19 protein-coding genes are annotated in these 21,052 nt (G+C 38.9%); 5 read left to right on the forward strand and 14 right to left on the reverse strand.

Features of this window, described 5'->3' with window-relative positions; genetic code table 11:
* Positions 1 to 6: 6 nt before the first annotated feature.
* Together galT and AC1DEF_RS20040 are read right to left on the reverse strand one after the other, a co-directional pair.
* On the reverse strand, positions 7 to 1,530 hold the full coding sequence (gene galT / locus AC1DEF_RS20035) for a UDP-glucose--hexose-1-phosphate uridylyltransferase (RefSeq protein ID WP_097824325.1): 1,524 nt from the start codon (positions 1,528 to 1,530) through the stop codon (positions 7 to 9).
* 30 nt (positions 1,531 to 1,560) lie between these two features.
* Positions 1,561 to 2,739 (reverse strand): galactokinase, encoded by a 1,179-nt coding sequence (locus AC1DEF_RS20040; protein ID WP_097824326.1) that lies wholly within the window; start codon positions 2,737 to 2,739, stop codon positions 1,561 to 1,563.
* A gap of 338 nt (positions 2,740 to 3,077) precedes the next feature.
* On the opposite strand from AC1DEF_RS20040, the gene AC1DEF_RS20045 reads away from it, so the two are divergent.
* Entirely contained in the window at positions 3,078 to 3,971 is an 894-nt protein-coding gene (locus tag AC1DEF_RS20045) for a helix-turn-helix domain-containing protein (RefSeq protein ID WP_013081740.1), read from the forward strand.
* Between the two features lie 28 nt (positions 3,972 to 3,999).
* Here the strand turns inward: AC1DEF_RS20045 and AC1DEF_RS20050 are convergent, their stop codons facing one another.
* The 11 genes from AC1DEF_RS20050 to argC form a co-directional block, all read right to left on the reverse strand.
* Complete coding sequence (locus AC1DEF_RS20050; protein WP_014461601.1) at positions 4,000 to 4,251, reverse strand: hypothetical protein; 252 nt, start codon at positions 4,249 to 4,251, stop codon at positions 4,000 to 4,002.
* Between the two features lie 199 nt (positions 4,252 to 4,450).
* A complete protein-coding gene (gene clpB / locus AC1DEF_RS20055) occupies positions 4,451 to 7,054 on the reverse strand; it encodes an ATP-dependent chaperone ClpB (protein ID WP_097824327.1) in 2,604 nt (867 codons plus the stop codon).
* 114 nt (positions 7,055 to 7,168) lie between these two features.
* On the reverse strand, positions 7,169 to 7,348 hold the full coding sequence (locus tag AC1DEF_RS20060; protein WP_013055394.1) for a YjzC family protein: 180 nt from the start codon (positions 7,346 to 7,348) through the stop codon (positions 7,169 to 7,171).
* 129 nt (positions 7,349 to 7,477) lie between these two features.
* Positions 7,478 to 8,122 carry an SDR family oxidoreductase gene (locus AC1DEF_RS20065; protein ID WP_097824328.1) on the reverse strand — a complete coding sequence of 215 codons (645 nt, stop codon included), beginning with the start codon at positions 8,120 to 8,122 and terminating at the stop codon, positions 7,478 to 7,480.
* 103 nt (positions 8,123 to 8,225) lie between these two features.
* Entirely contained in the window at positions 8,226 to 9,176 is a 951-nt protein-coding gene (argF, locus tag AC1DEF_RS20070; protein ID WP_013081737.1) for an ornithine carbamoyltransferase, read from the reverse strand.
* Positions 9,173 to 12,283, reverse strand: a complete 3,111-nt coding sequence (locus AC1DEF_RS20075) for a carbamoyl phosphate synthase large subunit (protein WP_097824329.1) — start codon at positions 12,281 to 12,283, stop codon at positions 9,173 to 9,175. Before AC1DEF_RS20075 ends, argF begins: the two co-directional genes overlap by 4 nt.
* Positions 12,276 to 13,349 carry a carbamoyl phosphate synthase small subunit gene (locus tag AC1DEF_RS20080; protein WP_028407453.1) on the reverse strand — a complete coding sequence of 358 codons (1,074 nt, stop codon included), beginning with the start codon at positions 13,347 to 13,349 and terminating at the stop codon, positions 12,276 to 12,278. The genes AC1DEF_RS20075 and AC1DEF_RS20080 overlap by 8 nt, the downstream gene beginning before the upstream one ends.
* 70 nt (positions 13,350 to 13,419) lie before the next feature.
* Entirely contained in the window at positions 13,420 to 14,574 is a 1,155-nt protein-coding gene (locus tag AC1DEF_RS20085; RefSeq protein ID WP_097824330.1) for an acetylornithine transaminase, read from the reverse strand.
* On the reverse strand, positions 14,540 to 15,364 hold the full coding sequence (gene argB, locus AC1DEF_RS20090) for an acetylglutamate kinase (RefSeq protein ID WP_097824331.1): 825 nt from the start codon (positions 15,362 to 15,364) through the stop codon (positions 14,540 to 14,542). The genes AC1DEF_RS20085 and argB overlap by 35 nt, the downstream gene beginning before the upstream one ends.
* 12 nt (positions 15,365 to 15,376) lie before the next feature.
* The gene (gene argJ, locus AC1DEF_RS20095) at positions 15,377 to 16,612 is read right to left on the reverse strand and encodes a bifunctional ornithine acetyltransferase/N-acetylglutamate synthase (protein WP_097824332.1); all 1,236 of its coding nucleotides are present in this window, start codon (positions 16,610 to 16,612) and stop codon (positions 15,377 to 15,379) included.
* A gap of 45 nt (positions 16,613 to 16,657) precedes the next feature.
* Positions 16,658 to 17,701 carry an N-acetyl-gamma-glutamyl-phosphate reductase gene (gene argC, locus AC1DEF_RS20100; RefSeq protein ID WP_097824333.1) on the reverse strand — a complete coding sequence of 348 codons (1,044 nt, stop codon included), beginning with the start codon at positions 17,699 to 17,701 and terminating at the stop codon, positions 16,658 to 16,660.
* A gap of 351 nt (positions 17,702 to 18,052) precedes the next feature.
* Between argC and AC1DEF_RS20105 the strand changes: the two genes are divergently transcribed.
* A complete protein-coding gene (locus AC1DEF_RS20105) occupies positions 18,053 to 18,751 on the forward strand; it encodes a Crp/Fnr family transcriptional regulator (protein ID WP_097824334.1) in 699 nt (232 codons plus the stop codon).
* A 30-nt stretch (positions 18,752 to 18,781) separates the two neighbouring features.
* Here AC1DEF_RS20105 and AC1DEF_RS20110 read toward each other — a convergent pair whose 3' ends face one another.
* The gene (locus tag AC1DEF_RS20110; RefSeq protein ID WP_013055384.1) at positions 18,782 to 19,090 is read right to left on the reverse strand and encodes a metal-sulfur cluster assembly factor; all 309 of its coding nucleotides are present in this window, start codon (positions 19,088 to 19,090) and stop codon (positions 18,782 to 18,784) included.
* Between the two features lie 235 nt (positions 19,091 to 19,325).
* On the opposite strand from AC1DEF_RS20110, the gene AC1DEF_RS20115 reads away from it, so the two are divergent.
* From AC1DEF_RS20115 to AC1DEF_RS20125, 3 genes are all read left to right on the forward strand, one after another.
* Positions 19,326 to 20,138 (forward strand): Cof-type HAD-IIB family hydrolase, encoded by an 813-nt coding sequence (locus tag AC1DEF_RS20115; protein ID WP_050691042.1) that lies wholly within the window; start codon positions 19,326 to 19,328, stop codon positions 20,136 to 20,138.
* Positions 20,139 to 20,256: 118 nt separating this feature from the next.
* Positions 20,257 to 20,409: a hypothetical protein gene (locus AC1DEF_RS20120; RefSeq protein WP_013055382.1), complete on the forward strand. Its 153-nt coding sequence runs from the start codon at positions 20,257 to 20,259 to the stop codon at positions 20,407 to 20,409.
* 3 nt (positions 20,410 to 20,412) lie between these two features.
* A complete protein-coding gene (locus tag AC1DEF_RS20125; protein ID WP_097824335.1) occupies positions 20,413 to 21,039 on the forward strand; it encodes a DUF3813 family protein in 627 nt (208 codons plus the stop codon).
* Positions 21,040 to 21,052: the final 13 nt, after the last annotated feature.

Raw genomic sequence — 21,052 nt, forward strand, 5'->3', positions numbered from 1 at the left:
AATGATTTACGCTTCATTTAACGAATTCATAAAACGACTGAATGCGAGCTGCCCTTCAGTGTTTTGTTTAAACACACCTGCATGTTCTAAAATAGTTGCAAAGACCAAACCGAGCTCTTGTTGGAGAATGCTTTGGACATTTTGCTCTTCAATATGTGGATATTTTTTCTTGATTTGTTCCGCCCACTTTACGTGTTTTTGCACTTGATCATGTCTGCTGGCTAACTCGCTCAGGTTATTCTGAACTAACCCTTCGGCCACTAGACTCATTTCGTCTTTCAAACGACCGGGTAAAACCGCAAGCCCCATTACTTCGATTAAACCTATGTTCTCTTTTTTAATATGATGAACTTCTGCATGCGGATGATAAATGCCATCTGGATGTTTGCCGTTTGTTCGATTGTTTCGCAGTACTAAATCTAATTCGTACAAATCCCCTCTTTTCCTAGCAATAGGCGTGACCGTGTTGTGAGGAGTTTGATCTGTAAAAGCTAAAATATCAGCACTTTGATCACTATATGATTTCCATTTCTTCAAAATGAAATCCGCTGCTTCTACTAATGGTGCAAGGTGCGAACTTTGAAGACGAACGACCGACATCGGCCAATGAACAATTCCAGCTTTCACGTTTGGATATGCTTTAAGAGAGAACAATTTATTTATTTTTGCTTTAGCCATAGGAAAATCATGATAGCCGCCTTGAAAGTGGTCATGAGTTAAAATAGATCCTCCTACGATGGGTAAATCTGCATTTGATCCTAGAAAATAATGTGGAAATTGTTCAACGAAGGCAAGCAGCCGCTTAAACGTTTGCTTTGAAATATGCATGGGTGTATGTTCACTCGCAAAAACAATGGCATGTTCATTATAATAAACATAAGGTGAAAACTGCATGTACCACAGCTCTTCCTGCAATTCCACAGGAATAATCCGGTGATTTTGACGAGCTGGGTGGTTAATACGACCTGCATAACCAGCATTTTCTTTACATAGAAGACACAGCGGATAGTTGCTTTCCTTCAATGATTTGCTTGCTGCAATTGCTTTTGGATCTTTTTCCGGCTTGGATAAGTTGATAGTAATTTCAAGTTCTCCAAAGTCAGTTTTTGTTACCCATCTTTCGTTTTTAGCAATTCGATCTCTGCGAATATAGTGAATGTCTTTTGACAGCTTATAATAATAGCTTGTGGCTTTTTGGGGGCTTTGCTGATAGTGATCATAAAATGTCCGATTAACCTCTGAAGGCATGCTTGCAAAGCATCCCATTATTTTGGTATCGAATAAATCTCTATACGTGATAGAATTCTCAGCGATTCGATTGTTTTCTGCAGCCCAATCAAGCATGTTGTCTAAAATAGCAGCTGGATGTTCCAGACATTCTTCTTCGACTTCTACTATAATACATTCGTCGAGCTTTAACACTTCCAGCAGTTTATTTCTCACCACATCTATATCCCATTTTGTTAATAGATTCTTTTGTAAACCATATTGAATAAGTCGGGTGATTTCTTCATGAATGTTGACTGACATACACTCGTTCCTTTCTCTATCTGTTTTCTCTTATACTGCTTCTAATGTGAGTTCACGCGCTCCTTCTCCAACCGTAACCACATAAAATTCAGCTTCTAAACTTGTTTTCTTATAGTAGGCGTCTTTTACTTCCTCAATAAACCTATCAACCTGTGCTTTTTGTACGATACTGATTGTACAGCCGCCAAAGCCTGCACCTGTCATGCGTGATCCAATCACACCTTCTTGCAACCAAGCTGCTTCTACAAGAGCATCTAGTTCTTTCCCGCTTACTTCATAGTCATCTCGCAGTGAGCAGTGCGATTCATTCATCAATTGACCAAACCCTTCTAAATCACCGTTTTGCAATTTAGCAACCGCTTCTTTTGTGCGTTCATTTTCATATACCGCATGTTTAGCGCGCTTACAATCTACTTCGTTTTGTATCAAAAATTTATGCTTTTCAAATTGTTCTTTGGTTAAATCACCAAGCGAATTAATGGAAAGTGACGTTTGTAAATCTGCCAGCGCTCTTTCACACTCCATGCGGCGCTCATTATATTTTGAATCTGCCAGCCCTCTTCGCTTATTTGTGTTAGAAATAACGAGCACAGCATCTGTTAACTGCAGCGGGCTATACTGGTATTCAAGAGTTTGACAGTTTAACAATACGGCTTGATTTTCTTTTCCCATTCCAATTGCAAATTGATCCATAATCCCGCAGCTTACGCCGATAAATTCATTCTCAGCTTGCTGCGCCATTTTTACAAGGTCCATCATATCAATATTCAATTCAAGAATTTTATTTAAAAGTACGCATGTGACTAACTCAATTGATGCCGACGATGAAAGTCCTGCTCCGTTAGGAATGTTGCCGAAAAACAAGATATCAAATCCAAAAGGAAGGTCATATCCGTGCTTTTTAAAGGTATCCATTACTCCTTTTGGATAATTAGCCCAATCATCTTCGGTTTTGTACGTTAATTGCTCTAAAGAGGATTCAATAACGCCTGCTTCGGAGAAGTTTTTTGAGTACATACGTATTTTTTGATCATGACGTTTTTGTACTACCGCATACGTTCCTATACTCAATGAACAAGGAAAAACATGCCCTCCATTATAATCAGTATGTTCTCCAATTAAATTGACACGCCCTGGCGCAAAAAAGCAGCGAATAGCTTTTGACGAATGAAATATTTGTTTGAACTCTTCGATTAATTTTCCCAGCATTTATTATCACCTATTTTAAGTAGTTTTTTGGAAACGGATTCATATGTACATTGTAAAGTCCAATTTTCCTTGCCTCAATGGTAAAATTACTATCGATAATCGGTACTTTTTTGCTTATCCCTTTAAAAATGATTCTTTTGAATTGACAATGAACTACTCTTGCGCCAAAAAGGTGTTATCTTTATATGAGCCTTGACTTGCAAATGATAAGAAAATAATAGATTTAGAGACATTCCCTAAAAATAATCACGATATTTTCAAAAAATTATAGAAAAATGAAAGCGATTACGTTAAAGTAAGAATTAAGTACTACTTTATTTCAAAAAGAAGGTGAAAATTTGCTCTCACATTTCCAAGCTCAAGAATATTCAACGTACGCATACAGGTTTTTAGAATCCCGCACAAATGAAGTTGCGCAGCTATGGTCTGTTGGGTGGGATGAAGTTTTCTCCCCCCTTTATAACTGGAGCGGAAATCAGCGAAAAGACGTCGGGAAATATATTTTTCAATACACGGTTTCTGGGTACGGAATGATTGAAATAGATGGACAAGAATATAAAGTGGATGCTGGGAAAGCATTCATCGTCAATATACCTGGAAATTATCGTTATTACTTACCAAAGGAAAGTGAAAACTGGGAGTTTATTTTTCTTACATTATACGGAGATGAAGTACAAAAATGCTGGGATTATATTCAGTCAACCCACTCCCCTGTAATACGGTTTCATCCTGAATCAGCACCTGTTCAGCTGCTTGCTCAAATATATAAGCGGGCAAGTGAAAAACATATAGCAGATCCATTTCATGCTTCAAGCTTATCTTACCGCTTTGTAATGGAGCTGTACCAATATATTAAAAGCATGGACAGTTTTACAGAAGATTGGCCTGAAAGTATCATTAGCTCTATTTTATTTGCCCGTAATCATTATCATGAAGAAATCGGTCCGGATGAAATGGCAGATGCAGCTCATTTATCTCGCTATCATTTTAGCCGGTTATTCAAACAAACAACTGGGATTACGCCGATTCAATATTTAACGAAGCTTCGCATTCAAAAAGCGGCCGAGCTATTGCATCAAACCAAGTACTCAATCGAAGAAATTGCTGAAAACGTCGGTTATGCAAATGCCAATTATTTAACAAAAGTATTTCGCAAAACAACCAATATGACACCCGGGCAGTATCGAAAAAGTGATGCATCCATTGATGAGCACTTTGCATTGCCAAAATAAAAACGACTTCCATAAAAGGAAGTCGTTTTTATTTTTTATCGGGAATTTCTACTACCACAGAACCTTTTTCGTAAATAAAAGTCAATTTTTTACCCGGGATAATCATATTTTCTAAAATATCTCGTGCAGCTTGAAGTGCAAACTCTGTCCGTTCTGCCTTTTCCTGCACTTCTTCATTTTCAGCTTGAAGATCATTTTTATCCAGCGCTCTTATTTTAGTTAATGCCTGATCTATAAAATCGTATGCTTCGTCATATATAAGCTCTATACGGTCCTTCATGTGCTCATTCATGCTCCTTTGCCCATTTTGTATTATCATAAATGAATTAGATATATTCTACAACCTAAAACTGAATAAGTTTTTACGCTTAGCTCTCACGTATTTTCTTTCATTTCTTTTTATTTATTTTAAAAGAAGAGCTGCTTTTAATAGCAAAAAAAGACCATTCAATTTATCATGAATGGTCTTTTTAGGAAACTTATACGCTGACAACAAACTCATCATCTTTTACATCAACTGTCACTTGACTATAATCTTCAATTTGCCCTGCAATTAATTCTCTGGCAATTTTTGTTTCAATATATTTTTGAATAAACCTTTTTAAAGGGCGAGCTCCGTATACCGGATCAAATCCGGAGGCTGCAATATAATTTTTTGCTTCTTCTGTTAACGTTAACGAAATATGACGATCGGATAAACGCTTTTCAAGCTGAACCAATAGCTTATCAATAATCCCTTTTACTTCATGAACAGTTAGCGGTTTGAATAAAATCGTGTCGTCTACTCGATTTAAGAATTCTGGACGAAAATGCTGTCTTAATTGAGCCATCACTTGCTCTCTGGCTTTTTCAGTAATCTCGCCTTCACTTGTTAAACCGTCTAATAAAAATTGAGAACCGATATTCGACGTCATAATAATAACTGTATTTTTAAAATCAATGACTTTTCCTTTTGAATCTGTTGCTCTTCCATCATCTAGTATTTGAAGGAGAACATTAAATACTTCGGGATGGGCTTTTTCAATTTCATCTAACAAAACGACTGAATAAGGCTTGCGTCTCACCGCTTCCGTTAGCTGGCCGCCTTCTTCGTATCCTACATAGCCAGGAGGCGCTCCTATAAGCCTAGAGACCGCATGCTTTTCCATGTACTCAGACATATCAATACGAACCATTTGTTCTTCACTGTCAAATAAAGAATGTGCCAGCGTTTTGGCTAGCTCCGTTTTTCCTACTCCGGTAGGTCCTAGGAAAATAAATGACCCAATCGGACGGTTCGGATCTTTAATGCCTGCCCGTGCGCGAATCACAGCATCCGTCACTAAGGATACAGCTTCATCTTGCCCAATCACACGCTGCTGTAAAATTGACTCAAGCTTCAACAGCTTTTCTCTTTCCCCTTCAACTAGTTTTGATACCGGAATTCCCGTCCATCTTCCTACAATTTCAGCAATTTCTTCTTCTGTTACTTCTTCTCTTAACAAACGGTTTTCTTGTGCTTTTTCAGCAGCTGTTTCTTCCAGCTGTTTTAGTTCTTTTTCAAGAGCTGGAATGCGTCCGTGGCGAAGTTCAGCTGCTTTATTTAAATCATATTTCCCTTCAGCTTCTTCTAGGTCTCGCTTCGCTTTTTCAAGCTGCTCCCGGACATCTTGCACCGTTTGAATCGACTGCTTTTCTTTTTCCCACTGCAGCTTCATTGTATCTGCACGTTCTCTTAAATCAGAGACTTCTTTTCGAATTGCCTCTAACCTTGTGATGCTTGCTTGATCTGTTTCTTTACTTAATGCCGCTTCTTCAATTTCAAGCTGCATGACACGTCGTGTAACTTCATCTAATTCTGATGGCATCGAATCAATTTCTGTTCGAATAGTTGCGCATGCTTCATCAATTAAATCAATTGCTTTATCAGGTAAAAAGCGGTCTGAGATATACCGATCAGACATAACCGCTGCTGAAACAATCGCTCGGTCGTGAATATTCACCCCGTGATGAATTTCAAATCGTTCTTTTAAACCACGTAAAATAGAGATTGTATCTTCTACTGAAGGTTCTTCAACCAGCACCTGTTGAAAGCGTCTTTCAAGCGCTGGATCTTTTTCAATATACTGACGATACTCATCAAGAGTTGTAGCTCCTATACAGTGAAGTTCTCCTCTAGCAAGCATTGGTTTTAAAATATTCCCTGCATCCATCGCTCCATCCGTACGGCCTGCTCCAACGATTGTATGAAGCTCGTCAATGAATAAAAGAATTTGACCGTTGCTTTTCTTAACTTCTTGAAGAACAGCTTTTAAACGCTCTTCAAATTCTCCCCTGAATTTCGCTCCTGCTACTAAAGCTCCCATATCTAATGAAAAGATGGTTTTATCTTTTAATCCTTCAGGCACATCTCGGCGAACAATACGCTGTGCTAGACCTTCAACAATCGCTGTTTTACCAACGCCAGGTTCTCCGATCAAAACTGGATTGTTTTTTGTTTTTCGCGATAAAATGCGGATAACGCGGCGAATTTCTCCGTCCCGTCCAATGACTGGATCAATGTTGCCTGCTCGTACTTCTGCTACTAAGTCTCTTCCATATTTAGCTAACGCTTCATATGTGACTTCGGGATTTTGACTTGTAATTCGCTGATTTCCTCGAAGGCTGGCAAGCACATCTTGCAGAGCTTTTTTTGTTATACCGTGACTTGAAAATAACTTGCCATATTCACTAGAAGACGGTTCCTGTGCTAATGCTAAAAAGATGTGCTCAACTGAAACGTAATCATCTTGCAAACGAGATGCTTCTTCTTGAGCTTTAACAAACAGCTGCTGAAGTTTATTCGTAATATAAACCTTCCCTGCTTCAGCACCACTTCCTGTAACGGCTGGTTTTTTCGCAAGCAATTGATTTACCTGCTGCTGAAAAGATTGATGATCGATATGTAAATGATCTAATATGCGAGGAGCAATACCATCTTGCTGATGAATAAGCGTATAAAGCAAATGAACAATATCTACTTCCTGCTGATTTCGTTTAATAGCTTCGGACTGCGCTTCCATCACGCCTTCTTGCAATTTTTGGGTCATTTTATTTATATCCATTGAACATCCTCCTTCGATACATTTGACCTTTATTGACCTTTATTTCATTATACCCAGCAATAGGAAAACAAGTAAAGCCATTCAATTTAGAATGGCTTCTTTATTTTTTACTATTTAAGGCTTACGCATGTACGTCCAGTGGCGATCATCGTTGGCCGTCTCTGGAAAACGCTCTCCTGCTTTTAATTTAACCTTTTGAGGATTATTTACGTTACTTCCTGTTTCACCAATTTCAATATACACTCCGTTATTAGGAGCTTTTTGACCCGGTGTGAAATGACGATTTTGTCCCATTGTCCTGCCTCCTCATTCCTGAAATGAAATGTTCTCCTATACTATTCCCTTAAGATTTCTGTTTCATAATGGAGATGTTTTCATATTAGGCAGAGAAAAAGAGCAGACCTTTAGATCCGCCCTTTTATATTAATGAGTAAATTTGATAGCTTGTTCGATTTCAGTTTCTCCAGCTAGCATCTCAAACGTTTTTCCTATCGTAGCTTCTTCGTTTAGACATTCTACAAGTACGGCTGCTACATCTGCTCGGGGAATCGTCTGAGATTTATCTTCAATATCATTATTGATATCAATTTTCCCAGTAGCTTGATCATTCGATAAAGTTCCTGGTCGTACAATTGTATACTGTAGATTAGACTGTTTTAAGTATTCATCCGCTATCGCTTTTGCACGCAGGTAAAGCTGTAAGCCTTCTGGTCCTTGTTCAGGTGCGTCTGTTCCCATTGAACTTAACATAACAAAGCGCTTTACACCTTGATTTTTTGCTTCATCAATGATATTTTTAGCGCCGTTTTGATCCACAGCGATTGTTTTTTCGTCTCCCGTATGTCCTCCAGACCCTGCTGCAAATATGACAGCGTCCATACCTCTTAAAGCATCTGAAACATCTTGCTCCAAGTCACCAAGCACAACGTTGGCACCCAGCTTCTTTAACGCGTCTGCTTGCTTTTCGTCGCGAATCATCGCATAAGCTTCGTGCTGCTTGCTGTTTGCAACTTTTTCTACCACTTGTTTTCCCGTTGTTCCGTTTGCTCCAACAACTAATACTTTCATCATAAATCACCTTTCGTTCTGTTTAGTATACAGTTGGTGTTCCCACAATTAATTCCCTTTAAACAAAAAACCCCTTCTGATATTCTCAGAAAGGGTTTTTCTCTTAAGCTAAAATGGCTTGCAGCAAAGCTTTTTGTACATGCATACGATTTCCAGCCTGCTGAAAAACAACAGAATTTGGTCCGTCAATAATGCTTGCTGTTACTTCTTCTTCACGATGCGCAGGCAAACAGTGCAGAAATAAATAGTCTGACTTAGCATAGGCAGCTAGTTCTTCATTTACTTGATAAGGAGCAAATATTTTCAAACGCTGCTGTGCTTCTTCTTCCTGTCCCATACTTGTCCATACGTCTGCATAAATAGCATCGGCATTTTTCACAGCTTCTACAGGATCTTTTGTAATCGTAACCTTCGCACCTGTTGTAGCAGCTATTTCATGAACATAAGCTGTGACAAAGTCTTTTGGCTCATATCCATCAGGGCATCCAATTGAAATATCTATTCCCATTTTTGCACAGGCAATCATTAACGAATGCGCTACATTATTTCCGTCTCCAACATAAGCTACTTTTAGCCCTTCAAATGATTTCTTGTGCTCGTAAATCGTTAATAAATCAGCTAGAGCCTGACAAGGATGATAATCATCTGTCAAACCATTAATAACGGGAATGGATGCGTAATCTGCAAGCTCTTCGATCTTGCTGTGTTCAAACGTACGAATCATTATAGCATCGATGAATTCAGATAGTACGCGTGCTGTATCAGCAATCGTTTCTCCGCGTCCAATCTGTAAATCCTGGCTGCTTAAAAAGAGGGCGTTTCCTCCAAGCTGCATCATTCCCGCTTCAAATGAGACTCTTGTTCTTGTTGAAGATTTTTCAAAAATGAGCCCCAGCGTTTTTCCTTTTAACGATGTTACGATTTCACCATTTTTATGCTTTTCTTTCAGCTCAATGGCGCTTTCCAAAAGTGACATAATATCGTCTGATGATAAATCTTTAAGTGTAAGCAAATCTTTTCCTTTTAAATTCGTATTTACCGATACTGTACTCATGATACTGTCACTTCCTTTTTAGTTTTTTGAAACCATTCTTGCAGTGATGAAACGTGATATTCATCGACTTGGAACGATTGGAAAAATAGCGAAGCCGTTTCTGCCTCCGTCATAACCATTAAACCGTGTTTTAATGCTGACATACGGCTTTCTTTATCTTCAGGCTGTAAACTTACATATAATAAAGCTTCTTTCGTTTTCACCCATTCACTAACTTCTTTATCTTTAACAAGAGTTAAGCCCGCGCTTTGCACAAGTTCTTCAAGGCCCTGCGCTTCTCCGTTGATATACACTTCTGCAGCACCTTTTTTACTTAACACATACTGATGGAATACTTTTTTTGCTGCTTCTTCAATCGTTGAAGAAATCGCAATTCCTTCACCAGTTGACTTCATTTCCGGTCCAACAAGTGGATCAACTCCTGATAATTTACTTGTCGAAAACACTGGAAACTTGATAGTTGTGTAAGCTGGATCCGGCAATAAACCTAGCTTTTCACTAATTTCCGACAATGATTTCCCAAGCAATATTTGAGTTGATAGCGAAACAAGCGGCGTGTTGCACACTTTGCTTACTACAGGGACTGTACGGCTGGCACGCGGATTAACTTCCAGCATGTAGACTTCATCGTTGTAAATAACATATTGGATATTCATAATCCCTTTATATTGAAGTTTGTTTACAATTTTTTGAGCGTAGCTCACCATTTTTTCTTTATGTGCTGCTTCTACTGTTTTTGCTGGTAAAAGCGCATAGCTGTCTCCTGAATGAACGCCGGCTTTTTCAATATGTTCAACGATTGTCGGAATCAACACATCTTTTCCGTCTGCTACTACATCAACTTCTGCTTCTTTTCCAGGGAAGTAAGCATCAATAAGCATTGGGAAATGAGACGCTTTAATAGCCGGTAAACAAGACTGAAGCTCCGTTTCGTTTTGAATTGTCAGCATTCCTTTTCCGCCAATCACGTAAGAAGGACGAATGAGTAATGGGAATCCCGTATCTTTTGCTTTTTGTACAAGTTCTTTCGCGTCTTTCGCCATTTCACCTGGAATATGAGGAATATCGCAGTCGTCTAAGAGCTTATAAAACAGGTCACGATCTTCAAGTGCATCAATGACATCATTTGTAATACCTAATAAATTAACGCCAGCTTCTTCTAGACCTTTAACAAGCGAAATAGCCGTTTGACCTCCGTATTGAACAATTACATCCGTCACATTTTCAGCATCAAGAACATTTAATACGTCTTCTACTGTTACAGGTTCGAAATATAAGCGATCTGCTACTTCAAAATCCGTACTTACCGTTTCTGGATTATTGTTAATTAAAATCGTTTCGTATCCTTCTTTTTCAAGAGCTAGCACACCGTGTACAGAGCTGTAGTCGAACTCTACTCCTTGCCCGATACGAATTGGTCCAGAACCGATAATCGCAACTTTTTTATTCGTTGATGGTTCAATCTCACTTTCCCCGTAGTAACTAGAGTAGAAATAAGCCGTTGAAGATTCAAATTCCGCTGCACATGTATCCACCATTTTATAGCTTGGCGTAATATGTAGTTCTTTACGTTTCGCTCTTACGTCAAGCTCCGGCACATTCCATACGTTTGCTAGATACGCATCTGTAAAACCATGCTCCTTTACTTGTTTAAAGTGTTCAGCTGTAATCGAATCAAAACGCACTTCTTTTAAAGAGGCTTCCATTTTAATCAGCTGTGCAAAGTGTGTTAAATAGAAATAATCAATTTGTGTTACTTCATGGATATACTCAGGCGTTGTGCCTCGGCGTAAAAGCTCAAGGATAACAAAAATACGCTCATCGCTTTGTTCGCCCAGCTTGCTTTTTAATTCATCTGTTGAAAGTTCTTGCAGTTCTTCTACTTCTAATCCTTGTAAGTCAATTTCTAAAGAAGATAATGCCTTTTGGAAGCTACGTGTAAAGTTACGGTCAATAGCCATTACTTCTCCAGTTGCTTTCATTTGGGTGCCAAGCGTTCTTTCAGCGTAGAAAAACTTGTCAAACGGCCATCTTGGAAATTTCACTACTACATAGTCAAGAGCAGGTTCAAAGCTTGCATACGTGTCTCCCGTCACAGGATTTAATAACTCATGAAGCGTGTAGCCTACCGATAGCTTTGCAGCAATTTTGGCAATCGGATAGCCAGTTGCTTTTGATGCAAGAGCAGACGAACGGCTCACACGCGGATTTACTTCAATTAGATAATACTGCTTGCTTTTTGGATCAAGCGCAAACTGGATGTTGCAACCCCCAATAATGCCAAGCGATGAAATAATTTTAACTGAAGCAGAGCGAAGCATTTGATATTCCACGTCTGTTAACGTTTGAGAAGGAGCAACGACTACCGAATCTCCAGTATGAACGCCTACGGGATCAATGTTTTCCATATTACAAATGGTGATGCACGTATTGTTTACGTCGCGCATAACCTCGTACTCAACCTCTTTAAATCCAGCGATGCTTTTTTCAATTAAGCATTGAGTAATAGCACTTTCACGTAAACCTGACGCTGAAAGCTTTTCAAGCTCTTCCATAGAATGAGCAATTCCTCCGCCCGTTCCGCCTAACGTATAAGCAGGACGTACAATAACAGGAAAACCAATTTTCTTGGCAAAAGCTAACGCTTCTTCTACTTTTGTAACAACTTCACTTTCCGGCACCGGTTCATTCAGTTCATTCATCAATGCGCGGAACTCTTCACGGCTTTCACCTTTTTTAATTGATTCAATCGGCGTTCCTAAAAGTTTCACATCATATTTTGGCAAAATGTTTTGTTCATGAAGCTCAAGGGCTAAGTTTAAACCCGTCTGTCCGCCTAATGTGGCTAACAAACCATCGGGCTTTTCTTTTGCAATAATTTTCTCTACGCAGTCTACTGTTAATGGTTCAAAATAGATTCGATCTGCTACGTGAGTGTCCGTCATAATTGTAGCTGGATTATTATTGATTAAGATAACTTCATAACCTTCTTCTTTTAATGACAAGCATGCCTGAGTTCCTGAATAATCAAATTCTGCTGCTTGCCCGATTACGATTGGTCCTGATCCGATTACTAAAATCTTTTTTAACGTTTGGTCTTTAGGCATATACTTTTCCGCTCCCTACTTGCTGTACTTTCGTCATAAATTCATCAAAGATATACGTGCTGTCACTTGGTCCAGGGTGTGCTTCTGGATGATATTGAACCGACATAACAGGAAGGTCTTTATGCATTAAACCTTCAACCGATCCGTCATTCACATTTTTAAATCGAACGTTTAATGGCGTAGACGTAATCGTCTGTTCGTCTACGACATAGCTGTGATTTTGAGAAGTCATACACACTTTGTTAGTCGTTAAATCAATTACAGGCTGATTAGCTCCTCGGTGACCGAACGCCAGCTTTTTGGTTTGCGCCCCAAAAGCGAGCCCAATTAACTGATGTCCAAAGCAAATTCCCAAAGTTGGATACGATGAAATAATTTCTTTTAATTCATCCAGCTGACTGCTCACTTGAGTTGGATCTCCAGGTCCGTTTGATAAGACAATGCCATCCGGCTGCAGCTCTTTTACTTTTGAAGAGCTTGTAGAATAAGGAACAACTGTTACTTTGCACTCTCGATTTAACAGCTCTTGTAAAATTGATTTTTTATACCCAAAGTCCATTAATACAACGTGTTTTTCACCGTTTCCGTAAGTAACAGGCTCTTTTGTTGATACTTCTTTTACTACATATCCATCGCATTCAGCAGTAAATGCTGGCGATTCAGCAGATGTCGAAAAGGCAGATTGCATCGTACCTTCTTTTCGAATTCGTTTTACGACCGCTCTCGTATCCACATGTGTAATAAGCGGAATGTTCCATTTCTTTAAATATTGTTTAAAGCTGTACATCGCTTCGTAATGGAACCCTTCATCTGAACATTCGTATACGACAACGCCTGCTACGTGAGGCTTTTTGCTTTCATAATCTTTTTCATTGATACCATAGTTCCCAATCAAAGGGTACGTAAAGACGATAATTTGATCTTTGTAAGATGGATCAGTCACAACTTCTTGATAACCAGTCATTCCAGTAAAGAAAACAATTTCTCCTTCTGCCTGGTGCGTTGCTGTATGTTCAATGTGTCCGGCGAACGAATCGCCGTTTGCTAAGTGTAAATATCCGTTCATTGTGCATCCCTCTTCGAATAATTATTTATAAAACAGAATTTTTATACAAACATATTCAAAAAAATTTGTATTATGAAGTAATTTTTGTTTGGCTAAACGCTTCTTCAATGATATGAATAGCTTGGTCCAACTCTTTTTTTGTTACAGTTAAAGGCGGCAGCAATCGTACTACATGCGGTCCTGCTCCCAGTGCTAGCAATCCTTTTTCACGCATAGCTGCAAGCAATGCTGACTGATGTTCCCCGCATTCAATTCCAATCATAAAACCTTTTCCGCGAACATCGGTTACAAATGAATAAGCTGCTAAGCTATTTTTCAAAGCATTGGTAAAATAAAGGCTTTTTTCTGTAACCTCTGCCAAAAATGCTTCATTAAAAATAATGTTTAAGGTTGCTTTGGCTGAAGCTAGTGCAATTGGGTTTCCTCCAAAGGTTGTTCCGTGAGTACCAGGTCCAAATGCTTCTTTGAGATATTCTTTTCCAATCATCGCACCAACTGGCATTCCGCTTCCTAATCCTTTAGCTGCTGTAATAATATCTGGTGAAACGTTAAAATGCTGATAAGCAAATGGTTTTCCTGTTCTGCCGATTCCAGTTTGCACTTCATCGACTATAAACAGTGCTTCGTGCTTTTTACACAGCTCTTGAATGGTTAATAAAAATGCTTCGGTTCCTGGAACCACTCCGCCTTCTCCTTGAATGACTTCAACCATAATGGCTGCTACGCTGTCGTCCATTTCTTGTTTTAATGCTTCTTCATCATTGTATGGCACGTAAACAAACTCATTAACAAGAGGACCGAAGCCATCATGAATTTTTGCCTGCCCTGTAGCTGTCATTGTAGCAAATGTACGTCCATGAAATGATTTTGTAAACGTAATAATTTTGTGTTTTTGTGTGTACTTACGCGCTAATTTAATCGCCGCTTCGTTGGCTTCTGCACCGCTGTTACAGAAAAATACTGCATCACCGTTTGAGTGTTCCACAAGCTTACCTGCTACGTCTTCTTGAATCGATTGATGAAATAAATTTGACACGTGCCACACTTTATTTAACTGCTCTTCGACCGCTTTTTGAACATCAGGATGACGATGACCTACGTTACAAACAGCGATACCTGAAATAAAATCTAAATACTCATTTCCTATGTTATCTATTAATTTTGTTCCTTGCGCCTCTTCCACATGGATATCAAACCGTTGATATGTTGGAAACAATGAACTCATCGCTATCTTCCCCACCTTTTCCACTATATTTAATTGCTGTACCAATCAGCTTCCCTTCCTTATCTAAAAATCCATCAGTTCCGCTAATAATATGAACTTCTTCAAGCAAAGGAGATAACGCATTTACCGCTGATGTTACTTTCGGAATCATTCCGCCGTAAATTACTTTTTCTTCAATAAGTGCATCAATCTCTGACTTTGTAAGCTCAGGAAGCAATGCTCCATCCTTTAACACACCTTTTACATCCGTTACAAACATCAGCTTTTCAGCATTTACTGCTTGTGCAACGGCTCCGGCTGCCACGTCAGCATTAATATTATAGCTATTACCTTCTTCATCTGCTCCAATGGAAGAAACAACTGGAATATACTGACTGTCAGTTAGTTGTTTTAATAATGTATCGTTTACGCCTTTTACTTCTCCAACGTAACCTAGACGTTCCACATCAATTGCCTCTGCTTTAAGCAATAATCCATCAATTCCTGATAGTCCTACCGCTTTTAAGTTCGCTTTTTGTAGATCTTTTACAAGCTGCTTATTAACCTTGCCTGCTAATACCATCGTCACAACTTCTAATGCTTCTTTGGACGTTTTTCGAAGCCCATCTACAAATTCCGTTTCAATGTGAAGTTTGGTAAGCGTATCTTGAATATCAGGTCCGCCTCCGTGCACAACAATGATCTGATATCCATTTGCTTTTAGCTGCTGAATGCTTTCAAAAAAAGCGCTTGTTAACTGGTTGACAATGCTGCCTCCGCATTTTACAACGACGATTTTTTCATTGCTCATTTCACTCTCTCCTTACGTTCGATAACTGGCATTGATTTTGACATAATCGTAAGTCAAATCGCAGCCCCACGCTTTGCCGATCCCACTTCCCTGCTGTAAGTCCACATAGACTTCGACCGTATCATTTTCTAAATAAGTCTTTGCTTCTTCTTCACTAAATGAAACAGGCTGACTGTTTTCTAACATCTGGATATTGCCTAACGAAACATTCACTGTTTCTGGATTAAGCGCTACTCCGCTGTATCCAACTGAACAAATAATTCGTCCCCAATTAGCATCGGCTCCATACATGGCCGTTTTCACTAGGTTCGAGCCCACAATTTGTTTAGCAATCACATTTGCTTCTTCGTTTGTATGAGCACCAGATACGTTTACTTCAATTAGTTTTGTTGCTCCTTCACCGTCGCGTGCAATTTGTTTGGCTAAATCTTCACACGTCAAGCGCAGTGCTTCATAAAACGAATTCCATTCAGGATGATCTGGTGTAAGCGACTGATGATCAGCTTTTCCATTTGCTAAAACAACAACCATATCGTTGGTGGACGTATCACCATCCACTGTAATTTGATTAAAGCTTTTATTTGTAATAGAACTTAGCGCATCTTGTAGCACTGAAGCTTCAACCTTAGCATCTGTTGTGATAAAGCTAAGCATCGTAGCCATATTTGGGTGAATCATGCCTGATCCTTTCGCTGTGCCTCCAATGGTAACTACTTTGCCGTCAATTTTTGTTTCATAGCAAGCTGACTTCATCACTGTATCTGTTGTTAAAATAGCCGTTTGAAATTCTTCTGCTTTTTCTTTGTTCGATGAAGGACTTAATAACCCAATACCTTTAACAATTTTTTTCATATCTAGAAGCTCTCCAATTACGCCTGTAGAAGCTACCGCTACATGATGAGGTAGGATATTAAGCTTTTCTGCACATGTATTTCGCATTTGGTATGCATCTTTTAATCCTTGTTCTCCAGTACATGCATTTGCACATGCGCTGTTCACAACGATCGCTTGCAGCTTCTGCTCCACCGCTACACTTTCTTTTGTAACAGCTAAAGGCGCTGCTTGAAAGGCATTAAGCGTGTAAACAGCTGCGCAATTAGCTGGCACGTCGCTTACAATAACTCCTAAATCTTTTTTAGCATAACGTAAACCAGCGTGAACGCCATCTGCTGAAAACCCTAGCGGCGTTACAATTGTACCGTTCTCTATTTTCTTTATCTTTTCTTTCGTTTGTTTAACCGTAATCACTATACGTTCCCTCCTGCTTTTATCGTGATTAGTGATGCTGTGTCTTTATGGGAAGACAGGCAGTAGCCCGATACCCGCTTGCTGTTCAAACCCCATCATGATATTGGCATTTTGAATGGCCTGACCGGCTGCCCCTTTAACTAAGTTATCAATGACAGAAACAATCGTGACACGCTTTGTTCGTTCGTCAAATGTAACACCGATATCGCAATAATTTGATGCACTTACTTCTTTAGTAGACGGAAATTCACCAGCTTTTCGAACGCGAACGAACGGGGAGTTTTGATATGTATCTACATATAGCTGATGAAGCTCTTGTACTGAGCTTTCTTTAGAAAGTTCAGCGTATATTGTACTCATAATCCCTCGCGTCATTGGAACTAAGTGCGTATTGAACGTAACGTGGCCAATTTCTTCATCCCACTTTTCTAAAATAGATTCGATTTCTGGGATATGCTGATGTTGATTAACTTTGTATATTTTCATATTTTCATTGATTTCAGCATAATGAGCCATTTGCGAAAGACCGCGTCCTGCTCCTGAGATCCCGGACTTTGCATCAATGATAATAGAGTTTGATTTTACCATTTGTTTACTAACGAGGGGAGCTAGCCCAAGCAGTGTAGCTGTTGGATAACAACCCGGGTTCGCAACGAACGTACTGCGTTCGACTTCGTTTGCAAACCATTCTGATAATCCATACACAGACTGCTGTAAAAATGCTTCAGCTGCAGCAGGCTTTTTGTACCATTTTTCATAAAGCGCTTCTGTTTTTAATCTAAAATCTCCAGATAGATCTACCACTTTTATTCCTTCTTCTATTAATTGAGGTACAAGTTTGCTAGAAACACCGGACGGAGTTGCTGTAAACACTAAATCTAATTCTTCAGCCATCTTCTTAGGGTTTATATCTTGCAGCGTATATACAGTATTAGAAAGGTGAGGATAAACTTCTGCTAGTTCCATCCCATCCTGAGAGGATGAATAAACTGCATAAACATGAAAATGTGGGTGATTCGCTAACAAACGAATCAGTTCTACTCCTCCATACCCTGTTGCTCCAACAATTCCTACCTTGTATTCTTTCATTTTAAAACTCCTTTTTCCACGTATCTATTTGAATTATTTATCATTATAATACCGTATAAAAATAAAATCAAATGAATATTTAAAAAATCCAATACTTTATTCTATATTTTTAAACATTTTTATTTATTCATAAGTTTTTATTTTTATAACTAACTTTCTATTTTTGTTTAGAAATTGTTCACAGATGTTTTTGGAAAACACTGGTTGTTTTTGTGTATAATAAGAATATCGATAAAAATCATCCGTATGATATTTTTTATACGGCCAGTGGACGTACAGCATATACAGACTGTTCTAACTTAATAGATTAATAAGTAGCAGTCGCAAAAATTTTAATTAAAAGGTGATAACATGATGAACATCACAACGGATTCTTTTTCAAATGAGCTGCAGCAATTTTTTATGAACTTTGATCATAAACTTTCGTTTAAAAAAGGTGACTTTCTCTTTCAAGAAGGTTCACCTTCAACTCATTTATTTTTTATTACGTCAGGGGCCGTGCAAGTAGGTAAAGTGACGCCGGAAGGACGCGAGCTGACGCTTCAGCTGGCGAGTTCCGGAGACTTAATCGGGGAAGTCATGCTGTTTTGCGGATCTACTCCCCATATGCTTCAAGCAAAAGCTATTGAACCTTGTACGGCAATCAGTATTCAAAAACGGGTGTTAGAAAACGAACTAGCACAATACCCTGCTCTTTCTATGGAGTACATGAAGTGGATGGGACTACAAATTAAGCGAATGCAGACAAAATTTAGAGACTTAATTCTAAATGGAAAAAAAGGTGCTCTTTATTCTACTCTGATACGCATGTCTAATAGCTTTGGAGTAATGAAGCCAAATGGTATTTTATTAAACGTAACGTTAACCAATCAAGAAATCGCCAATCTATGCGGGACATCTCGAGAAGTAGTCAATCGCATGCTCGCTGAGTTGCGAAAAAACGAAGTGATTTCAATGGCAGATGGAAAAATCATCATTCATAAGCTTTCTTTTTTAAAGAAAGAAATAGACTGTGAGGACTGCCCTGTGGAATTGTGCAGAATTGAATAAGAAAAAAAGCCATCGTTGATGGCTTTTTTCTTATTGAACACCTAATGCAATTTTAGCGTAGCGCGTCATGCGATCTTTATCCCATGGCGGATTAAATGTGATATTCACTTCTACATTTTCTACTTCTTCAAGCGAAATTAATTGTTTTTTCACTTGTTCGCCAATCACACCAGCCAGCGGGCAGCCGATAGAAGTTAACGTCATCGTCACGATAACAGTGTTGTTTTCTTCCATTTCTACACCGTACACTAAGCCTAAATTTACGATATCAACGCCAAGCTCTGGATCAATTACTTCCTCTAGTGATTCCATGATTTTATCTTCTAACTGTTTATCCATATTCATTCTCCTTTCTTTTACTTCCGTAATTATCTTCACGTATTAAATATACCCTTAAACAATTTATCGTAAGCAATCAATAACTATGTCTTACACCGTAACAAGACAGCTTTTGCATGTCAATCGTTCTGCTTTGCTCCTAAGGAAAAGTTGTGTAAAATATGGGAATACAAGCATGAGTATTAGTAGAATTCAATATAATCGTATAACTACTTCAATTTAAAAGGAGCCCTATATGAGAAACGATCAACACTTAATCGCCTTAGATCTGGATGGAACATTGTTAACGAATGAAAAAACCATTTCACCTACAACGAAACGGGTATTAGAAAAAGCAAAACAAGAAGGACATATTGTAATGATTGCAACTGGTAGACCTTATCGTTCCAGTGCTATGTATTACAGCGAATTAGATTTATCCACGCCTATCGTAAACTTTAACGGAGCGCTTGTCCATCACCCCCTTCAGCCTGATTTCGGCACGCATCACGAACCTTTAAACCGCCGCACTGTCCATGACATTGTGACAGCTATGCAAGACTATCGCATCAACAATATCATGGCAGAAGTACAAGATGATGTGTATCTTCATTTTGAAGATCGAAAATTAATGGATGTACTTAGCCTAGGGGATCCTAAATTACAAACGGGTGATTTGCGTCATACGCTGCAGCACGATCCAACGTCTATTTTAATTCACGCAGATGAAGAACATGTACAAGATATACGCTCTCACCTTTCAGATGTTCATGCAGAAGTACTAGAACATAGACGCTGGGGAGCACCTTGGCATGTCGTTGAAATTGTAAAAAAAGGACTTAATAAAGCTGTAGGTCTTGAGCGCGTAGCTAATCATTATCAAATTCCACGCGAACGAATTATTGCGTTTGGAGATGAAGACAATGATTTTGAAATGATTAAATTTGCAGGACACGGTATCGCTATGGAAAATGGCATTAACGAATTAAAACAGCTAGCGCGTGAAGTAACAAAATCGAATGAAAATGATGGTATTGCTTATTATTTGGAAAAAACGTTAAATTTATAACTTAGCTTTTTTTGAAAAGCAAGGTAAATTTTTATCGCTATCATTTTTTTTATTTAGCACACACTATAACCGACACTTCTTAAGGTGTCGGTTTTATTTATATTACGAGGAGGAATTTATGATGGGCAGAGGCAATCGATCAAAACGTTTTGTGAAACAAGGTGCAGACGCAGTTCAAAAACATGATGAACGAATTCCTTATCATATGACTATGGCAGAGGCAGAAGCATTTCAAGCTCAGCAGCGCCAAACTCCTCATGGAGGACAGTAACTTATGAAAAATTCACTTTTTGGTCAAGTAAAAGATGCGATTCGAAATGCAGTATCCGGCCATTCAGAAGATCAGCTTCACCGTCAAAAGCACAGCAATGGTGAGCTTGATATTTCAGAAGGCGTATTAAATAGTATTGCTTCTAACGCTTCTCCTGAGGAGCAAGAGCAGCTGAAGCAATTCCAAAACTCATTGCATCAAGCGTATGATACAGATGGAGAATCACATTCACAAGAGAAAAGCGCAGACATTACGTCTGATACGCTGTCTCATATCGTTCAGAATGCTTCTTCCGAAGAGAAGGCACAGCTTGAACAGCTTCAAAACACTTTAGAAGGCGGGCAGTCTCACGCTCATGGTGAAGCTCACACGTCTAGTGAAAACGTAGCAGCTGATATGCTGTCTCATGCACAGCAAAGCGCTTCTCCTGAAGAACAAGCTCAGCTTCAGCAGCTTCAGAATACATTGGGAGCTGCTGGTCAAAATCATCAAACGTCTCAGGCTCATACGTCTGCAGCTTCTGATGAAAACATTGCAGCTGATATGCTGTCTCATGCGCAGCAAAATGCTTCTCCTGAAGAACAAGCTCAGCTTCAAGAGCTTTCTAATGACTTAAAAGGCACACATTAATACAAAGGGTCCA

The sequence above is a fragment of the Priestia sp. 10L35 genome (assembly GCF_056395685.1).

Bases quoted from the DNA above. Each gene is read 5' to 3' on its own strand.
- AC1DEF_RS20075 (WP_097824329.1), bottom strand. From the start codon at position 12,283: ATGCCTAAAGACCAAACGTTAAAAAAGATTTTAGTAATCGGATCAGGA.
- AC1DEF_RS20080 (WP_028407453.1), bottom strand. From the start codon at position 13,349: ATGAACGGATATTTACACTTAGCAAACGGCGATTCGTTCGCCGGACAC.
- galT (WP_097824325.1), bottom strand. From the start codon at position 1,530: ATGTCAGTCAACATTCATGAAGAAATCACCCGACTTATTCAATATGGT.
- AC1DEF_RS20125 (WP_097824335.1), top strand. From the start codon at position 20,413: ATGAAAAATTCACTTTTTGGTCAAGTAAAAGATGCGATTCGAAATGCA.
- AC1DEF_RS20120 (WP_013055382.1), top strand. From the start codon at position 20,257: ATGATGGGCAGAGGCAATCGATCAAAACGTTTTGTGAAACAAGGTGCA.
- AC1DEF_RS20065 (WP_097824328.1), bottom strand. From the start codon at position 8,122: ATGAAAGTATTAGTTGTTGGAGCAAACGGAACAACGGGAAAACAAGTG.
- argC (WP_097824333.1), bottom strand. From the start codon at position 17,701: ATGAAAGAATACAAGGTAGGAATTGTTGGAGCAACAGGGTATGGAGGA.
- AC1DEF_RS20110 (WP_013055384.1), bottom strand. From the start codon at position 19,090: ATGGATAAACAGTTAGAAGATAAAATCATGGAATCACTAGAGGAAGTA.
- argB (WP_097824331.1), bottom strand. From the start codon at position 15,364: ATGAGCAATGAAAAAATCGTCGTTGTAAAATGCGGAGGCAGCATTGTC.
- argF (WP_013081737.1), bottom strand. From the start codon at position 9,176: ATGAGTACAGTATCGGTAAATACGAATTTAAAAGGAAAAGATTTGCTT.
- AC1DEF_RS20060 (WP_013055394.1), bottom strand. From the start codon at position 7,348: ATGGGACAAAATCGTCATTTCACACCGGGTCAAAAAGCTCCTAATAAC.
- AC1DEF_RS20085 (WP_097824330.1), bottom strand. From the start codon at position 14,574: ATGAGTTCATTGTTTCCAACATATCAACGGTTTGATATCCATGTGGAA.
- AC1DEF_RS20050 (WP_014461601.1), bottom strand. From the start codon at position 4,251: ATGAAGGACCGTATAGAGCTTATATATGACGAAGCATACGATTTTATA.
- AC1DEF_RS20115 (WP_050691042.1), top strand. From the start codon at position 19,326: ATGAGAAACGATCAACACTTAATCGCCTTAGATCTGGATGGAACATTG.
- AC1DEF_RS20040 (WP_097824326.1), bottom strand. From the start codon at position 2,739: ATGCTGGGAAAATTAATCGAAGAGTTCAAACAAATATTTCATTCGTCA.
- clpB (WP_097824327.1), bottom strand. From the start codon at position 7,054: ATGGATATAAATAAAATGACCCAAAAATTGCAAGAAGGCGTGATGGAA.
- AC1DEF_RS20105 (WP_097824334.1), top strand. From the start codon at position 18,053: ATGATGAACATCACAACGGATTCTTTTTCAAATGAGCTGCAGCAATTT.